General features: G+C 48.4%; 16 protein-coding genes and 1 pseudogene. 5 read left to right on the top strand and 12 right to left on the bottom strand.

The genetic code is table 11. From position 1 onward, the window contains the following. Window positions 1-84: 84 nt before the first annotated feature. Complete coding sequence (locus BMY78_RS25650) at window positions 85-1140, bottom strand: lactonase family protein (protein ID WP_090904162.1); 1056 nt, start codon at window positions 1138-1140, stop codon at window positions 85-87. 325 nt (window positions 1141-1465) lie between these two features. Between BMY78_RS25650 and BMY78_RS25645 the strand changes: the two genes are divergently transcribed. Then, window positions 1466-2149, top strand: coding sequence for an S-layer homology domain-containing protein (locus tag BMY78_RS25645; RefSeq protein WP_090904161.1), 684 nt, complete (start codon window positions 1466-1468; stop codon window positions 2147-2149). A 114-nt stretch (window positions 2150-2263) separates the two neighbouring features. On the opposite strand, the gene BMY78_RS25640 is transcribed toward BMY78_RS25645, so the two are convergent. Continuing rightward, window positions 2264-2890 (bottom strand): nitroreductase family protein, encoded by a 627-nt coding sequence (locus BMY78_RS25640; protein WP_063566195.1) that lies wholly within the window; start codon window positions 2888-2890, stop codon window positions 2264-2266. 248 nt (window positions 2891-3138) lie between these two features. Further along, entirely contained in the window at window positions 3139-3603 is a 465-nt protein-coding gene (locus BMY78_RS25635; RefSeq protein ID WP_090904160.1) for an Rrf2 family transcriptional regulator, read from the bottom strand. 436 nt (window positions 3604-4039) lie between these two features. On the opposite strand from BMY78_RS25635, the pseudogene BMY78_RS25630 reads away from it, so the two are divergent. Together BMY78_RS25630 and BMY78_RS25625 are read left to right on the top strand one after the other, a co-directional pair. Continuing rightward, window positions 4040-4691, top strand: a pseudogene (locus tag BMY78_RS25630) (MBL fold metallo-hydrolase). Further along, complete coding sequence (locus tag BMY78_RS25625; protein WP_090904159.1) at window positions 4688-5260, top strand: TetR/AcrR family transcriptional regulator; 573 nt, start codon at window positions 4688-4690, stop codon at window positions 5258-5260. The pseudogene BMY78_RS25630 and the gene BMY78_RS25625 overlap by 4 nt, the downstream one beginning before the upstream one ends. Window positions 5261-5348: 88 nt before the next feature. Here the strand turns inward: BMY78_RS25625 and BMY78_RS25620 are convergent, their stop codons facing one another. Then, on the bottom strand, window positions 5349-6479 hold the full coding sequence (locus BMY78_RS25620) for a hypothetical protein (protein ID WP_090904158.1): 1131 nt from the start codon (window positions 6477-6479) through the stop codon (window positions 5349-5351). A 461-nt stretch (window positions 6480-6940) separates the two neighbouring features. On the opposite strand from BMY78_RS25620, the gene BMY78_RS25615 reads away from it, so the two are divergent. Beyond that, complete coding sequence (locus BMY78_RS25615) at window positions 6941-7426, top strand: CcdC family protein (RefSeq protein WP_177185872.1); 486 nt, start codon at window positions 6941-6943, stop codon at window positions 7424-7426. 100 nt (window positions 7427-7526) lie between these two features. Here the strand turns inward: BMY78_RS25615 and BMY78_RS25610 are convergent, their stop codons facing one another. From BMY78_RS25610 to BMY78_RS25590, 4 genes are all read right to left on the bottom strand, one after another. Continuing rightward, window positions 7527-8540, bottom strand: coding sequence for an NADP-dependent oxidoreductase (locus BMY78_RS25610; RefSeq protein WP_090904157.1), 1014 nt, complete (start codon window positions 8538-8540; stop codon window positions 7527-7529). A gap of 174 nt (window positions 8541-8714) precedes the next feature. Continuing rightward, window positions 8715-9461 (bottom strand): type I methionyl aminopeptidase, encoded by a 747-nt coding sequence (gene map, locus BMY78_RS25605; RefSeq protein ID WP_090904156.1) that lies wholly within the window; start codon window positions 9459-9461, stop codon window positions 8715-8717. A gap of 545 nt (window positions 9462-10006) precedes the next feature. After that, window positions 10007-10849, bottom strand: coding sequence for a serine/threonine protein kinase (locus tag BMY78_RS25595; RefSeq protein WP_090904154.1), 843 nt, complete (start codon window positions 10847-10849; stop codon window positions 10007-10009). Between the two features lie 113 nt (window positions 10850-10962). Further along, the gene (locus BMY78_RS25590) at window positions 10963-11616 is read right to left on the bottom strand and encodes a hypothetical protein (protein ID WP_090904153.1); all 654 of its coding nucleotides are present in this window, start codon (window positions 11614-11616) and stop codon (window positions 10963-10965) included. A gap of 500 nt (window positions 11617-12116) precedes the next feature. Here BMY78_RS25590 and BMY78_RS25585 point away from each other — a divergent pair, with 500 nt between their 5' ends. Next, the gene (locus BMY78_RS25585) at window positions 12117-13070 is read left to right on the top strand and encodes an L-lactate dehydrogenase (protein ID WP_090904152.1); all 954 of its coding nucleotides are present in this window, start codon (window positions 12117-12119) and stop codon (window positions 13068-13070) included. A 129-nt stretch (window positions 13071-13199) separates the two neighbouring features. Here BMY78_RS25585 and BMY78_RS25580 read toward each other — a convergent pair whose 3' ends face one another. From BMY78_RS25580 to BMY78_RS25565, 4 genes are all read right to left on the bottom strand, one after another. Continuing rightward, a complete protein-coding gene (locus BMY78_RS25580; protein ID WP_090904151.1) occupies window positions 13200-15914 on the bottom strand; it encodes a PAS domain-containing hybrid sensor histidine kinase/response regulator in 2715 nt (904 codons plus the stop codon). Between the two features lie 276 nt (window positions 15915-16190). Beyond that, a complete protein-coding gene (locus BMY78_RS25575) occupies window positions 16191-16925 on the bottom strand; it encodes an ABC transporter permease (protein WP_090904150.1) in 735 nt (244 codons plus the stop codon). Window position 16926: 1 nt separating this feature from the next. Further along, window positions 16927-17643 (bottom strand): ABC transporter permease, encoded by a 717-nt coding sequence (locus BMY78_RS25570; protein WP_090904149.1) that lies wholly within the window; start codon window positions 17641-17643, stop codon window positions 16927-16929. Next, a complete protein-coding gene (locus tag BMY78_RS25565) occupies window positions 17640-18554 on the bottom strand; it encodes an ABC transporter ATP-binding protein (RefSeq protein ID WP_090904351.1) in 915 nt (304 codons plus the stop codon). The genes BMY78_RS25570 and BMY78_RS25565 overlap by 4 nt, the downstream gene beginning before the upstream one ends. Window positions 18555-18592: the final 38 nt, after the last annotated feature.

Raw genomic sequence — 18592 nt, 5'->3', positions numbered from 1 at the left:
AATCTTTCGACTGGAATGCTTCTTTTCTCGCACGCTCGATCTTTCGGAATCTGAACGTAACAAAGAATGTTGTGTCATCTCACTTTATACTACCGGAGTAATACACACTGGGCGGGGTATCTCCAACTTGAATCCGTTGTGTGTCAGACGTCCATCTTCACCATTGATCTGAAAAGCAACAAGGTTGTTGCTGTCCTGATTGGCCACCAGCAGAATACCACCGGGAAGCAGGTTGAAGTTACGCGGAGTCTGACCGATAGTGGAAGTCCACTCTATCGCCTCCAGCTCACCGGATTCCTGGTCAATGTGATACAGCACAATACTGTCGTCCCCGCGGTTGGAAGCATACAGGAAGCGACCACACGGGGAGACACGGATGTCCGCTGCCGTACCTTCTCCAGAATGTCCTTCAGGCAGTGTGGTGATATGCTGCAACGTAGTGAACTCACCTCGACGCTGATCATACATGAATGCCGTAACGGTGTTACTCAATTCATTAATCACATAGGCCCATTGCGAGTTTGGGTGGAAGACGAGATGTCTCGGTCCAGAGCCTGGAGGCTGATTCGTCTCACGATGCGTTACTAAGCGGCCTTCTTCTTGACGATACACAATAATCTGATCCAGACCCAGATCACAGACAACGGCGTACTGACCCGAAGGGTCCGGTTGAATGGAGTGAGCGTGCGGCCCTTCCTGACGGTCATCGTTCTGCCCTCTTCCCGTATGCTCAATCAAAGCACTCATCTCTTCAAGCGTGCCTTGATCTCCTACCGGAAATACGTTCACACTGCCGCTGCTGTAGTTCGAAGTCAGCACCCACTTGCCGTCCTCACTGACAGACACATAACAAGGCGAAGCGCCCTTCGTCAACTTGCGATCCATCAGGTGCAGCTCACCCGTTGCGGCATCCCTGCGATAGACCAGCACCTCTCCCTCATCTGTCTCACTTACCGCGTAGAGACAATCCCCATCCGAAGATAAAGCCAGATAGGATGGATTATCCACCCCATCCATATGACTTACAATCCGCAACTCGCCTGTATCCTTGTTCAACGCACAGAGAAAAATCCCCGGTTGATCTGCTGATGCATAAGTACCTGTATAGAAAAAAGCTTCATTCGTTGCTGTCGGTTCCATCGTCTCATTCTCTCCTTATTGATTCAAATGATTGACCTTACTCCGTAATTACAAGCAATGATAAGAAGTATTAACCCGAATAGTTGATTCCACTGTTATGTACTTACCCAATTCACTGTCTTTTGCTTCAGCGGTTATCCTCCCTCAACATAATACAAAGCAAGAGGGCTTACAATAGTCCAACCACATTGTACCTAATCCAACGGAATTTCATATTGAAAACCAATGGAAAATTGCAGCAACCTTTTGAGGAATAAGGTCGTCTATAGGGACAAATAGCTTATAAACAAAGGGATATTCCCTGGAAAAGTGAGGCGAACCTGACATGAAAAAAAATATATTGGCTGCATTAACAGCCGGAGCTTTACTTACCCTTTCTCTGAGCGCTGGTCCAATTCACGCCGCTCAAGCGGAATTCACTGATATTCAAGGTATTGCAGGGGCAGACAAGATTGAATCCCTGCATCAGGATGGCTTAATCAAAGGCGTGAGTGATAGCTTGTTCAAACCGGAACAGGAACTAAACACGGCTCAGGGTATTCAGCTCATTGCAGATGGTCTGAATCTGAATTTGGACACGATTCGTTTTGTCAAACAACCCCTGCCAAGTGACTACTTCTCCAACGTAAAAGATGGCGTATGGTACAGCGATGCTTTTGTCCGTGCCCAGTTCAATGGTATTAAGATGTCCAACGATATCGATCCTTCCAAGGCGCTGACCCGTGAACAGTACACCCTTTTCTTGATGCAGGGCATTGAAGCCAAAGGCGGCCTGCCGATGATTAACATCAAACCTGTAAATATCACGGATGAAAAAGAGCTTACGCCAGAATTTCAAGGCGCTGTTCAACGCTCCCTTGTCTTGAAGATTAACACGCTCGATGCCGAGGGCAACTTCAATCCGAAGGATACGATTACCCGCGCTGAAGCTGCGGTTATGATGTATAACGCAATTGAGTATTTGGAAGATTTCAATGCACCGAAAATCCCGGAAACACCAGAGAAATAATGCCCCATCTTTATTTTAAATACCAAATAGCCGCATGTTCCCTCTAGAAGGGACATGCGGCTATTTATGTTATATCTATTGATATCTATAGCGATAACTGATCCAAAATCAGTCTTAGAAAGAACCTTTAACAACAACTTCAGACAGCGGGAAACGACCTGCCGGACGAGCTGGAACTGCAGCTTTACCTACAGTGATCAACAACGTTGGCAAATAACGCGCAGGGATGTTGAATGTTTCGATCAATTGTTGCGGGTTGTAACCACCCATTGGGCAAGTATCATATCCCAGGGAACGTGCAGCAAGCATAATGTTCTGTGAAGCAAAAGATGCATTGCGGATTGCTTCATCACGGGCGATTTGCGGATTTTGGTAAGCACCATTGATCTGTCCAACCAATGCGTCACGAACTTCAGCCGGGATCGCACCTGCTTCAACAGCCTGATCATAAATCACGGCGTTGCGGTTTGCTTCCAGATCTCCGAGTACAGCAATCGTAACGGAGCTGTCTGTGATTTGACTTTGGCCGTAAGCGATTGGCAGCAACTTGGCTTTGTCTGCTTCGGATTCAATCACGAGGAATTTCCAGTGCTGCAGGTTCCATGAAGACGGTGCTTCGGAAGCGGCTGTCAGGATAGCGTTCAGATCTGCTTCAGGCATAACAAAACCACTTTCGTACTTTTTGACAGCGTGACGTTCGTTAATCACGCGAAGTGTTTCATTGTTTTCAATGCTGGACATGCGTTCCACTCCCCAAGTTCTTTTTTATTTTTTTACGTTCGCAAGGCCAAACTCTACCGAGTACTCACCTTCCGAAAATAACATCAGCGCAGACGATCGCTTCCATCTGTGTTCACGTTATGCCCGGAATCGCCTGAAACATCAACGGATCTTACAACCGGAGCAAACGCCCTTATATAGCCTGTCCACCATGCCTGACAGCAGCAGTCCAAGGCCAGATCATGAAGAACGGTTAACGATTCAATCTGTCAGGATCTTTCCTTCATGGACAAGGGTTCCATAGCCAAGGAACATTCTTCCCCATTACCGATACGATGCTTCACATCCTCAATGGATATACGGTCAAAATAAGCGCTTAATGCTTCTTCGCCTCCATCGTAGATACTTCCCATCACATCCTGCATATTGGAAGAAACAACGCACGTTGAACCGGATTCTCCCGAACACCAGCTGGGACCAAGCGATCCACCTGCTACCAGTCTGTACAGTTCCCCAAGCTTGATTTCTTCACTCGGACGGCTGAGCAGATATCCACCATGGGCACCTTCCTTAGTGGTCAGATATCCATGCTTCCGCAGCACACTAAGCACCTTGCGTACTCTGGCTGGATGCGTACCCACACTTTGAGACAAGTCTTCACTATTGGCCATACACTCATCCTTCATGGACAGAAAGACCAGACAGTGCACAGCAATGGTAAATTCACTGTTCATTACTTACTCCCTTCCCGGCATAACGTTCACCGATGAAAATTCAATCCAAGGTAAGTATAACTGTTATTATAGGAATAACAGTTATGTTTGTCAACACTCTCCACCCGGTGGTTGAAAATCCTGTTATCCCCTGTCATATCAGTATATATAGGCCCTTCACAGGCTAAGCAAAACGGCTGAGTTCTATACGTTGTTTAAGGGAAAAGAACAAAAAAAGTGAGCCCCTCGCTTCGCGAAAGGCTCCAATAAGATAGACATATGAAAGGGCTTACGAGATTATTATAATCGGTTATCCTTATTTTGAAAACGCTTTTTTTGTAAAGTGTTTTGAGATTTTAAAATATCCTATTTTTTAAGCATATTCACATAGGGTATTGCAAAAACTAATTACATTAGTTATATTACTAACAACATTAGTTTTAAGGAGGATTTAATGATGCGAATTACACGTGAGCATGCTGTTGTCCAAGTTTCATTCCTCCCACGCCTCTTCCCTGTGAACGTATATCTTGTTGAAGAAGATGATGGGTTTACTCTTATTGATGCCGGAATGCCATTCAGTCTGAAGGGGATTCTGACTACAGCACAATCGCTAGGCAAACCGATTACCAGAATCATTCTGACTCATGCCCATGGCGATCATGTTGGAGCACTGGATGGTCTTAAGGATGCGCTGCCTAAAGCCGAGGTCTGCATCTCCAGAAGAGATGCCCCGCTGCTGGCCGGAGACGCTTCCCTGCTTCCCGACGAGCCGCAGACCCCGGTACGCGGCAGTGTCCCCAAAGCGATCCGCACCCGCCCGGACCGCTTGCTCGATGATGGCGACCGAATCGGATCCCTGGTCGCCATTGCCACCCCAGGCCATACGCCGGGCCATATGGCCTTCATGGATACGCGCAGCCGCGTGCTCATCGCTGGCGACGTGGAACCGTGAACTTGCTCTTGCCAGCGCCAAGCGCCTGGCTGAGCTGGAACCGTCCGTGCTCGCAGTAGGGCACGGACGAATGCTGCATCAGCCCGCCGCGGCCATGCGCGCAGCTACGGCAGACGCAGAGCAGCGGCTGCGCCCTGCCGGGGGGCATCTGTGAGCCCCCGTCAAGGGCTGGATCGCGGCGCTCTGTTAAGCGCCGCCACCCAGCTTGCCGACAGCGACGGATTCCATTCGCTAACACTGGCCGCTCTGGCCCAGCGGCTGGATGTGCGCTCTCCGTCGCTCTACAACCACATCAACGGTCTTCCCGGGCTTCGCCAGGAATTGGCGTTACTGTCCGCACAGCAGCTCAGGCGTACATTAACTGAGGCTTCGGCCGGCCGTTCGGGCGACGAAGCCATTCAGGAGGTCGCTGCTGCATATATCGGCTTCGTCCACAAGCATCCAGGGCTGTATGAAGCCTTCTTCCATGCCCCGGACCGTCAGGAACCGCAGCTCGTAGTCGAGAGTACAGCTGCCCTGGATCTGCTGCTCCGCCTGCTGCAGCCCTATTCGCTAAGTGAGGCGGAAGCGCTCCATGCCGTTCGCGGTTTACGCAGTCTTTGCCACGGCTTCGCCTCCATCGGTGAAAAAGGAGGCTTCGGCATGAACTTTGACCCGGATGAGAGCCTGCAGCTGACCGTGACTGCTTTCCTGGATGGGTTGCGACACCTTCATAAAGCCTGATGGTCTCGATACCCAATGGAAGAGGGCTGCAGATCATCTGCAGCCCTCTTTATGTATCCTACCGTTCGCTACCGAAAGAACGGTTTTTCTATTGCCAGGGTGCTTGCCCTGTCTGGACTTCCTGCAAAATCTTCTTCATCACGGGTACGTATACTTTCCAGTAAAACCGATCCGGAACGCTCTTTTGATCCGGAGTAAGCTTCGTTTTCACCACATCCCATCCCTTGATACGGCGCCAGAACGAATAATGTTCCAGCTCTCCGAAGGATCCCGCCATATAATACGTCCGATTATGGCCCTCATACCGGGTAAGAGCAGCAAATCCCCCCGGAATACCTGCGTCCATCAGTTTCTGCTGTCCATTCTCCGTTAGATCCGTCTTATACCAGGCCAGAACCGTAGCCTGTTGTTCAGGCACAATGATGTCGAACCATTCGCTGTAATGGATGTCTCGGGTAATTCCACTCCATTCCCCACCTTCCTGTGTGAAGACGAATTTTATGTCACCGGTCTTTACATCCCGGCCTTGCTTCAGTACAATCACCCGTCCATCGTTGTGAACCAGTACAATGCCTGCTCCATGATAAGGCCACTGCCTTTTCTCCCTAAGCTCGTAGTTCATTCTTAACTGCTGAGGCACTTCATCCAGGCTCTGCAGATCCGATACCGATCTCCCTTGCCATCCGCTGCTTTTCATGCCCAGAATCGGATACAATTGCTCTCTTGTCATGTCCGAAACAGCATTCGACAAGGCGCTAAACTCAGCGACAATCGTTACGCCTTTGGTCGCAGCTTCACGAATTTTGTGCGCATCATATATCGTAAGACCTTCATAGGCTTTGTCTTGTATACGTTCATTCGTTTCTGTAGATGAAAGATGATGATTCGCCGTCAGATAGATCAGGTCCGTGTCGGTCACCTCATCCGGCAATTTCCGCTCAATACGGGAGATCCCATTCTGTATATCATACCCGTAGTAATCTTCTTCATAATTATAATGTTCCCCTGTCTGCTGAACAATCTTCTGCTGATTCAAAATCCATACCAGTCCTTTATGTCCCACATAGGACAAGTCCGGTTTACTTTTGTCGACAATCATGATGTTAAGCGGTGTTGGTGCCTGTGATTGCCACATAATCCAGGGGATAACCAGGACCACTGATACCACAGTCAGAGAAGCCAATGTCCATACCGTGAGTGGCCTGTGATTTCTATTCATGAAGCGTATTCCTCCTTGCTCTGTTCCAAGGTATTCCTATGATCAGCATATTACTCCTTTCCGTTCTTACTGTCCTTCCTCCTGTAGCCCATCCACCCATAGATTGAATCGGGAATGTATATAATACGTCCACGCTCTTTCATCTGTTTCATATGTTTGTGCAGTCGCCTGACAAGCTCTATATGACCCACTTGGTTATCTGTCTAGTCACCGTCGATTTTTATGACCCTACATGTTCGTTCATTTCCTGATTTCCCCTTATTCGAATAAACGGCTTCACATTGGGTACAATAATACAAATTTTTCAAATGAACCCTCTATATACAATCCGGGTAAATGATACACTAAGCATTCTATCGGCTTTCTTCGTTTGTGATATAATAGAAACAGAAAATTCCGGTAATTCGCATCATGTTCCGGATGTCCGGATAACATATTATTCCAGAAAGAGGGAGTTCTACGTGGCTCAAATCAGTCCGTTTTACCTTCAGATCGGTGCAACTGTGGGTATGCTCGTCATGGCCCTGCTTGCCATTTTTATTCGAATGAAAGCTAGCCATCGTCCGGTAACCATTCGCAAAATACTTATTCCCCCGCTGGGAATGAGCACGGGTTTTCTCATGTTTGTTGTACCCCAGACACATGTCCCGCTTCTATGGGCACTCATTGCGCTGTTGGTGGGCTGGTTTATATTCTCGTATCCCCTCATTCGCAGTACTCGCTTTGAACGAGTTAACGATGAAATTTTTGCCACACGTTCACGAAGCTTCGCGTTCATTCTGCTTGGATTGCTGGCTATACGTCTAATCCTGCATGAAGTCATTCAGCGTTATGTGAGCATTCCTCAAACGGGTGGCTTGTTCTTCCTTCTGGCCTTCGGTATGATCGTACGCTGGCGGGTATACATGTACAAGCACTATAAGGAAGTTGTTGCTGCGGAATCCTAGCATCATCGCAACATTCTAACAACTAAAAAGACACGTTCTGTGCACTTCACCGTGCGGAACGTGTCTTTTCCTGTTCTGGCATATGTTCAAGGGTCTATATCTATTCAGGGTCCGCAACCTTTACTAGCTGTTTGCCCAGGTTATCTCCAGAGAAGAGGCCCATAAATGCTTCCGGCGTCTGGTCAAAACCTTCCACAATGTTTTCTTCAAACTGAATATGACCTTCCTTGATCCATTTTGCCAATTTGGCCCGGCCTTCCTTAAAGGATTTGGCATAGTCACCCACCAGGAAGCCTTTCATCAACGCTGTATTGGTTAACAGTAACGTCTGCGGGCGCAAGCCGATGTCCGGCTTCTCCAGATTATATGACGAAATCTGTCCACAGAGCGGTATACGTGCATTCCGATTAATATGGCGCAGTACCGCATCGGAGATTTCACCGCCAACATTGTCGAAATAAACGTCTACGCCAGCCGGGCAAGCCCGTTCAATAGCAGCAGACATATCCTCTTCGTGCTTATAGTTCAACACCACGTCGAATCCCAGTTGTTCTTTCAAATAAGCACATTTTTCGTCAGAACCTGCAATCCCGATTACACGTGCTCCTACAATCTTGGCGATCTGACCCGCAATCATGCCTACCGCTCCGGCTGCTCCCGATACGACCACCGTTTCGCCGTCCTTCGGCTTACCGATATCTTCCATGCCAAAATAAGCGGTCAAACCAGTCATGCCAAGTGCACCCAGGTAAGCCGTAATCGGAGCCTCTTCTGTATCGATCAGGGAAATGTCTCCCGTATTTACGGCTGCATACTGCTGCCAGCCCCACATGCCGGATACTAAATCCCCTTTGCGCAGATTGGGTTCCGAAGACTCCACCACCTGCCCAATCGTTCCGCCCTTGATCACTTCATTCAACGCATAGGGGGGAGCATAGGATTTTGTATCTTTCATGCGGCCCCGCATGTATGGGTCTACAGACAAATATAGCGTACGTACCAGGACTTGTCCTGCTTCCGGTTCAGGAAGCGGTGCATCAATGAATTTAAAGTCTTCTCTGGATGGGGCACCTTCGGGACGAGACGCAAGTACGATCTGTTTATTTTCAGACACCAAAATGACCTCCTTCTTGCCAGTGGACAGGGGTTAACCCTCTGTCAGCTGATATCCTTCACCACTGGCTCTATGTGTATCGCCTCTAAATAGTTTAAACCGAAACAGGCGGATCACAAACGTGGGCCGCCTTGAAATATGCAAATATCATCACATTGGAGACATCTGGGGCCATTATTGCGCAGTCAGAATGACAGGACCATCTGCTGTAATGGCAATCGTATGCTCATATTGGGCAGACAGACTTCCATCCTGAGTACGTGCTGTCCAACCATCCGAGTCCAGCTTGCTGCGATACGTACCAATGTTCAGCATCGGCTCAATCGTAATAACCATACCTTCCTTGAGACGTGGACCACGGTGTGGTGGGCCGTAGTGAGGCACTTGTGGTTCCTCATGCATCTTCTCGCCGATTCCATGACCGATAAATTCACGGACAACTGATAGGCCTTCACCTTCCGCATACGTCTGAATCGCATTGGAGATATCACCGATCCGGTTGCCGATCACAGCCATTTCAATCCCTTTGTAGAGCGATGTTTTGGTGACGTCCAACAAGTGTTGTGCTTCTGGAGTCACCTGACCCACCGCATACGACCATGCGGAATCGGCCAGCCAGCCATTCAGATTCACGACCATATCAATCGTAACGATATCTCCATCTTGGAGTACATATTTTCCCGGAAATCCATGACAGATCACATCATTAACCGACGCACATGTCGCATATTGGTACCCGTTATACCCCTTTTGTTCCGGTGTAGCGCCATTTTTCTTCATAAAAGCTTCTGCAAACTGATCAATTTCCTGTGTCGTGATCCCTGGACGGATCATTCCTGCGATTTCTCTATGGCATGCGGCAAGAATTTCTCCGGCCTTCTTCATAAGTTCGATTTGTTCTTTGGTCTTCAACGTAATCATTACAACTACTCCTGTCCGTTAAAATCTCATCCTGTCTTCTATTGTAACGCGAATTGCTCAAAATAAAAAATTCCGTGTAATCGTCGAGCATCCTATTATACGCCCAGCCCCTGTCCAATGAATACAATCCTACTTAAAAAAATCCGAAACCTGTCCAATCGAAGCCCCGTATATGCTTAAAACGGCTGAAGTCGAAAGGATGAACGTTCATGTTCAAAAAGATTATAGGCAAACTTCTGGATTCTAAATCTTCATCTCACCGTAGGCGCAGCTCATCAGATCGACGTTCATATAAACGTTACAGCAGTTCCTCTGGCAAACGCAACTACAGACGATATTCATCTTCGGATGCAAAGCACCGGGATAGCCGCCACGGCTCCGGTTATTATAAAAGCAGAAAGTACAGCTCCAGCTAAACGGGTATTACAATTTCAAAACAGAATGGTTCGTATCAGGTAGACTGGCGCTAAATCATCGTATATGTATTAAAAGGGGTGTTCTGCCAACCGTCCTCACGGTTAGCAAAACACCCTTTATTTATTTCTTCATCGCAATTTCATCAGTACACGGTCAATATCCGCCTGTAATTCCAGCGCATCGCCTTCATAGCCTGGACGAAGTCCAAGCAGTCGTTCCAGCATATCGCGAACTCCCGGCGTGAGCTTGAGCTCTTCCTGCCAGCTGGCCGGTTTGCGACCCTTTTCTGGCTCGTAAGCGGAATACAGCATGAACAAAAGAAAATGACCGAGATCCTGCAAATCCTGGTCCGGAGCAGCCAGTTCATCTTCAGGCTCGGGTAATTCACGCATCCGGCGTTTCAGCTCAGGCAACAACGGCTCCCCCATGCGCCGTGCCAGGCCAAAATCAATTAAATGCGTCTGTCCGTCACGTAAAATGACATTCGGAATACGCACATCCCCATGGATAAATCCCTGCTCATGAACATGCATAATGGGAGCCAGTAATTGCCTTACCAGCTCCAGACATTCCTGTTCCGTATATTTGCGGCCTTGATCGAATATGCACTGTTCCAGTGTCTCCCCTAAGATATACTCAGTAACAATGTAACTGCGCGCCCGGTATGTGAACACATCCAGCAACTGTGGGATGGCCGGATGTTCCATCCGATTCATCACATCCGCCTCCCTGTCCAGCAACCGTACAGCGAGTTTACCCTTGCTGGGTTTGGATTCTTTTAAAGCCACATCCTGGCCAGTCTGTTCATCGGTACACAGGTATGTCAGTCCATAACTCCCCATGCCGAGCAGGTCATATATCGTATAACGCCCGGCGATCTTCGTACCTTTCCGCCGGGGGCGATCAGTCCATAGGCCAAGCAGTTTTTGCCAGCTTCGTCGCAGCTCCACAGGTCCTCCCACGCCAGCCATCTGATCTCCTGTTCTCCGTTTAAGCAGAACAGATCAGCAGCCAGTCTTGTTGTTGTATGGGCTCATTATATCAAGCTGCCTGTGTAAAATCACGACGAGCATGGACCAGACCCTCAAGCTTCTTTATGCTTTTTGGGCAGCAGCCCGAACAACATTCGGAGCGACGCTCCTTTGGGTTTGCGTTTTCTGCCCTGGAAGCTGCGCAGATTGGTGACCAGTTCACGGTCCCGCTCCTCTTCGAGCTTCTCATTCATCCACAGGCGCTGCTTCTCCATCTGCTCCTGAAGAGCAAGATGGGTATCCGCCAGATGCTGCAGCGTTAACTCCAGTTCGTCCACCCGATGCTGCAGCAGCTGGACCTGATCATCCTGCTGTCCAACAGCACCATATGTCACTTCACTCACCAGTTGTCCCAGACCTTCATAAGATCTCAAGGCTCCAGTTGGCTCAGGTCCCTCAGGGAATACTGTGGGCATCCCTGTTGCGGCAACCTCCATCTTCGAAACATCCTCCACTGCCATCACAGGCACATCCGGAGTCAGTACAGTCACCACAGCATCTGCAAGTGGCAGGTTATGTTCCCTAAGTTCTGTCATCAGACGTTCGATGCACTCGATATCGTCCGACTTGAACAACCTGGATTTGTTGGCGGAACGCTCGAATCGATACCCATGTTCCTCAAGCGCCGCCGCATATTTACGAAGAGTACTGGCACCAATGCCCAGGCTCTTGGCCGTTTCCGTCGTTGCTCCTGCTTCTTCAATCATTATTATTCCCTCCCGGAATGAAGTCTTTTTGATACAAGGTAGTGGCTTCAGCGTTCCCTTCTGGAACTGTCATCGGATCGGGTCAACCTGTCTCATGGATCAAGTACGCATTTTTCATTTGCTTGTCCGTATGTATTCGTCAGTCTCGTTGCAGATCCCTTTGACGCTTTTCTTCTGTTTCTGCGGATTCATAAGAACTTTTGTCAGCTGCCTCATTCGTAAAAATAACCCTTCATCCGACAAGGAGCATGAATGCTGTCATGTCGAAATTGATTGGTGCAAACGCCGTCACTTTTTATGAATATGAATTATACATGTCAATTTTGTTAACCCCATTACTCCAATACGCTCCCGCGACAGAGGAAATCATTGCTGCACAGCTTTTCCATGTGTTATCTTATGTAACGTAGAAGCAGTTATTCGCATAAAATAAAGGACTATACTTAACATAAGTCTCATTGTGAACGGATAAATCAAATGTAAATGGGGGCTGAACGGCAGTGTTAGGCAAATCAGGTAAAGTAGCGGTGATCGGGGCGGGACTTGTCGGTTCAAGTTGTGCGTATTCGATGATTAATCAATCGATATGCAGAGAGATTATGATGGTTGACCGGACGTATGACCGCGCGGTTGCACAGGCGCTGGATTTTTCCCATTGCATGGACTTCACACATAACCGCACGAAGGTATACGCTGGCACTTATGCAGATTGCGGCAGCATGGACGTCATTGTCCTGACTGCCGGAGCGAATCCGAAGCCGGGGCAGACTCGTCTGGATATTCTGGAGGAAGCGGAGTCCATTGCCAAAGATATCGTTGTTCCTATCATGAATAGTGGATTCCGGGGGATTTTTGTCGTCGCGGCCAATCCGGTTGACATAGTAACTTATATGGTATGGAAGCTGTCCGGTCTTCCGCGTGAACGAGTCATCGGTACAGGTACGTCTATTGATTCCTCCCGGCTCAAAACACTGTTGTCCGAAGTCTTCTCCATCGATCCACGCAGCGTGCACGGATATGCTCTCGGGGAGCATGGGGAATCTCAATTCGTGGCATGGTCGCATGTCACCATCGGAGGCAAACCGATTATGCACATTATGGAGCAGCACAAGGAACGTTTCAAACATCTGGACCTGGAAGATATCGCCCGCAAGACGAAAGATGCCGGTTGGGAAATTTTCACCCGTAAAGGTTCCACTCAATTCGGAATCGGTAACGCACTCGCACATATTACCCGTTCGATTCTCAACGATGAACACAAGATCATTGCTGTCTCCGCGATCCTCGATGGCGAGTATGGACAGAGCAACGTCTGTGCAGGTGTTCCAGCCATTATTGGCGGGAATGGAATTCAGGAGATTATCGAATTGAATCTGGATGCATCTGAACGTGAGAAATTCGAGCGTTCCTGTGAGGTACTGTCGGGTAATATCAACCGTCTTACCTTGGTTTGACCAGTTCATTCAAGGATGGCCCATAACAAAATAACCAGAAACACAAAAACGCCAATAACCTCCTGATACAGAAGCGTCATTGGCGTTTTTATGTTTGTTTATTTTAATACACCTTGGGAGTACGAGTCTTCAGCTCGGTGCAAGCTGAGGTTCATCTGTTGGTCCCCATTGCTGTAATACCCGTTTTAATTCACTCAGCATGATTGGTTTGCTGATGAAGTCGCGCATCCCAATCTCCAAACAAGCTTCCTTGTCTTCACGTTTGGCATTTCCGGTTACCGCTATAATAGCCGGAATTCGCTCCTGCGGAATTAATCGGTGTACAAGGTCTGTCGCTTTCAGCCCATCCATAACAGGCATCTGAAGATCCATAAGAACAATATCATAGGCATTTTGTGAAATAGCCTCGATCGCTTCAACCCCATTGGTGCATACATCTGCCTGGTAACCAAGCTTCTCCAGATACTCTGATAAAATCTTCCGGTTTACCGGGTGATCCTCGGCAACCAGAATACGCATCGCCACCTTATCCCCCTGGCGTGTGCGATCATGGTTGAATTGACGTGCAGATTGCTCTGCCTCTGCAGTCGCATCTACACTTGTGGCTGGCACTGCGAAGCGGAAGGTTGATCCCTTCCCATCTTCACTCTCCACACTGATACTACCCCCCATAATCTCCACAAGTCGCTTCGAGATGACCAATCCAAGACCTGTCCCGCCATATTTGCGGTTAATTACAGGATGCAGTTGAGAGAACGACTGGAACAACTGATCCAGCTTATCTTCTGGAATACCGATCCCCGTATCCTTCACCGCAAAGTCCAGCACACTCGCTTCCGGTCGACTGCCGCGAATAATATCCACCGTGACATCAATGCTGCCCTGATCCGTAAACTTCAAGGCATTACTCACCAGATTGACGAGAATTTGCCGAATACGCATCGCATCTCCCACCATAAACTCAGGAATATCGGGATTAAGTCGATATCGGATCTTCAGCTGCTTCTCTTCCGCTTTTGGGGAGAAAAGTTCCGCAACCTGTTCCAGCATGATGCGCAGCGAGAACGGTTCGTAGGCCAAAGCCATTTTACCGGACTCCAATTTACTGAAATCAAGGATGTCATTCAGAATATTTAATAGTGCATCGCCGCTCTCACGGATGATCTCGGCGTATTCTCGCTGTTCCTCTGACAAATCGGTCCCGATCAGCAATTCAGTCATCCCCACGATTCCATTCATCGGTGTACGAATTTCATGACTGACCATGGACAGGAATTCCGACTTGGCCTGTGCCGCGAGTTCAGCGGTTTCCTTGGCACGCACAATTTCGCGATCACCAGTCACATCATTGAACACGATAACGGCACCACGAATCTGACCCTCATCGATAATCGGTGTAACCTGGTACTCCACCAGAAAGCTGGTTCCATCTTTGCGCCAGAACACATCCTCCTTCACCGTGCGCCGCTGCCCGTCCATCACCGTCATATGAATAGGACATTCATTTTTTGGGAAATAGCTGCCATCTGCACGTGAATGATGAATGATGGGATGCGAATTTTTGCCGACAAACTCTTCCGCTTCATAGCCAAACATGGAAGCAGCAGCCGGATTCATAAATCGGGTGATGCCATCTGCGTCCAATCCATAGATGCCCTCTGTAACCGAGTTAAGAATCAGGGCATGCTGTTTGCTAAGCTCCTGAATCTGCTCCGTATAATCCTTACGCTCCGTAATATCAGACAAGATCCCATACACACCCACAAGTTCCTGATCCACAATGATGGGAACATTAATGATAGATACATCAACCTTCCTGCCACTGGAATTCACGATCCGAGTTTCATAATGTTGAGGTTTACCCTGCTTCACCAGTTCGAAGTATGCCTGCCCGCTGTGTACTTCACTTTTATCCAGATGCGTAAGAAAGGACTGCCCGATCAATTTGCTTCGAGGCACATCCAGCATTTTGACCAGATTTCGGTTCACTGCCGTATATTTACCTTCGAGATTGAGCGAATATACCGCTGCCGGATTATGTTCGAAGAGAGATTTGTACCGTTGACGACTCTCTCTAAGACGTCTTTCTGCATTTTTGTGCTGGGTAATATCCCGGCTGATGCTTACAATCTGAGTATTTTTGCCCTCTTCTCCAGCCACAGGCTTCGCCAGCGTTTCCATCCAGATGTAGTGACCCTTCTTATGAAGCACTCGCATCTTGCAGCCATTCCCACTCGATGACATTTCCAAAAGTTCAGGATAATCCCCAGGATAACAGTAATCCTTCAGGGACTTTCCTGTCACCTCTTCCGGGCGATATCCGAGCAACGGATAGACGGAAGGAGAAACATAGAGCAGCTTGCCGTCCATTGAACTCGTGGTAATCAGATCCTGAGCATGGTCCGCCAACATCTGATATTTCTCCTGCGTTTCATGCAATTTACGTTCCACTTCTACGATCTCAGTTACATCCCTGGCAATACCGTATATCCCCACAATCTCATCTTTCTCCGTTATGGGAACATAGGTAATCTCGGCCTGTTTCAGAGAACCGTCTCTATGATAAAACGTGATTGAATTACTGACTGAATGTCCAGCCAGTACCTCACTAATGTATTTTCCTCGTAACTCCTCGCTCTCTGGAGGACAGATCACATCTCGATTCAACCGACGGAGTTCTTCAAATGTATACCCTGAAATCCTCTCAATCGAGGGATTGGCATCAATATAGTTTCCATGGATGTCCATCACATATATGGCATCCGGGTGATTAAAAAACAATGATTGGTAAGAACTTCCCTCAGAAATAATGCGCTTCAGGGTTTCCGTTTTATTAATATCCAAGGCTTACCCCTCTTTTCTTAGCCTATATCTTCATCTAACAACCAAAAAATATAATTATCTGCGAAATGGGCCTACCCTCGAATAACCATGTAAGCCTTCCTAGAAACAGCTTTTTTTATTTTACCAGATTCCAGTTCAAATTTGCTTAAAATCTCTTCACCATAACCATGTAAAAACGACAAAAAAATCCCCTTTAAGCGACATAGTCCGTCAATAACCGAGGTCTATGTTTGCTTAAAAGGAATTTATTACACAACGAATTGTGAGATCCGGTAATTAAATTTCTTTTTTTCTAAAATATAAAACGCCAATCAAAATGAAGAGAATTGCACTGCCCCCGACAACCGCCAGCATGGTCCCAAGCGGAACATTGTACGCTCCGAATCCTCCACCTTCGATCGGTGTCATTAGAATCATCGGTTGCGCCCAAGGGTAATACGGGCCAAATGTAGCCGAGTTCACGATCAGAATGTTCGGTACGGTCAACGCAAAATTCAATGCCAGCGGTGCGGCAAAGCTGCTCCATATCAAGGAAACGAACATTTGGAGAGCAGCGAGCGGCACACAAGCAAACAGTCCCAGCAGCAGCTTACCTGTAAGGAACCCCCAAGGGATAGGACCGGTCATACCCTGGATCGTACCCGCCAGCAGGATGGACCCCAACAGCAGCAATTGTGTGCCTGCCAGAAGCAAAATCACGATGGTCAGTTTACCTGCATATACGCCTGTACGGGTAAGCGGCAGCACCAGCATTTGTTTCCAGCCTCCCCCCGCATGCTCGAAACGACAGACGAAAGAGGTGAATACACCAGTCAGAATGGGCAGCAATAACAAACCGTGAAGAAAGACCATTGAACCCATAAGTACACTCCATTGACCTGATGGTGTGGACAGCAGCCCGATAAGCAGTGCGATCAATGGACTAAGCAGAATCAGAAGCCAGACAGGTGATTTGCCCATTTTGAGCCGCTCAGAGGACAGGATTCGAAGATAAGTCGTTGCAAAATTCATCTCAGGCCACATCCTTCCGGCTAAAGTGCAGCATCCCCAGCAGCATGATCAAGAGACCCGAACCTACGCCCAAACCGACATACACGAATGGTGTTGGGCTGGCCCAAGCCATCTGTGCCCATGCAAGCGGAAAGTACGGTGAGATACTTAGTGCGAACATGCCCATTACCGCGAGGACAATGCCAAGCGTGACGGGAAGAGCCTGATTTTTGTTTACCATTGTCAGCCATAGCTCCAGCGATAACACCGGAAGCGCGCCAGCCAGTGGCAGTAAACCCAGTTTAATTGCATGTATCCATGGAATCTCACCCGCGTTGAATCCAAGCACCAGACCCAGACCAATAATTCCCGCTGATAATAACAAGCATGAGATGATGAGCAGCATACAAGCGAGCAGGAACTTGGCCAGGTATACCGCAGGTCTTGAGATCGGCATCGCCAGCAATTGCTTCCATGATCCCTGCTCATGTTCCACATTTGCGATCATTGAGCTGAGAATCGTCGCCCCCAGCATCAAGGCAAGTGGTACAAAAACAACCACATTATCCAGCAAACTCTCCCACAGATGGCCCCCATACTGTTCTTTCAGATAGTCCAAACGAAGCCCGAAATTCAAAGCTTGCATCGCTGTCAGTCCGATGGGGGCCAAGAAAACGAGGAACCAGATGCCTTTGCCACGAATTTTGAGCCAATCGGACGATAACGCACGGCCCGTCATACCGTTGCCCCCTCACCGATGACTCGCATGAACAAGTCTTCTAGAGACTGACGGTGCTCTTCCACACGATAGACTGCGTGATCCTGCTCAACCAATCGGCGAACCAGCAATGCAATCGCGCTATTATCCATATACGGGAACGTGAGAGCGGCTCCCTCACGTTGACCGAACTGTCCCTGCTCTCTTGCCAGCTTCATCGCCTCTTCCGGCTCGGAAACCGTCAGTCGAATGGAACTGCCCGTCTGGCTATGCAGATTGGCAATCGTATCCTGAAGGACCATTTTCCCCTCACGGATAATGCCGACCCGGCTCGCCATCTGTTCCACTTCACTCAGCAAATGGCTGGACACCAGGACGGTAATGCCGTGCTCCAGCGGCATGCGTTTGATTAATTCCCTAATCTCCTGAATGCCCGCCGGATCAAGGCCGTTCGTCGGCTCGTCCAAAATTAGCAGCTCCGGCTCGCCCAGCAGGGCACTTGCAATCCCCAGACGCTGTTTCATTCCAAGCGAATAACCTTTTACGGAACGTTTGGCATCCCGGGTCAGATCCACAATGGAAAGAACTTCGGCAATCCTCGATTTGGGGACATTCAATATCCGACGCAAGGTTTCCAGATTCTCCACGGCGTTCAGGTGTCCATAGTATGAAGGATATTCAACCAATGACCCTACACGTCGCAGAATGTCCATGCGATCTTTGCGGATATCCTTGTCGAATACACGGATGACACCTTTGGTTGGCTTGATTAAGCCAAGAAGCATACGAATGGTTGTTGTTTTACCAGCGCCGTTGGGACCAAGGAAGCCGTAAATGTCTCCCTTTTTAATATGCAAATCAAGTTCACGGACCGCCGCACGGTCCCGGTATGTTTTCCATAAGTTAGCGGTTTGAATAATGTTATTACTCACTGTTTGATCACCTCGGATATCATCATAACCTTCCAAGG

This window comes from Paenibacillus sp. OK076 (assembly GCF_900110055.1).
In the GTDB taxonomy this organism is placed as follows: domain Bacteria; phylum Bacillota; class Bacilli; order Paenibacillales; family Paenibacillaceae; genus Paenibacillus.
Note: the sequence above shows the minus strand (reverse complement) of the source record. Positions and strands in the feature narration are given on the sequence as shown.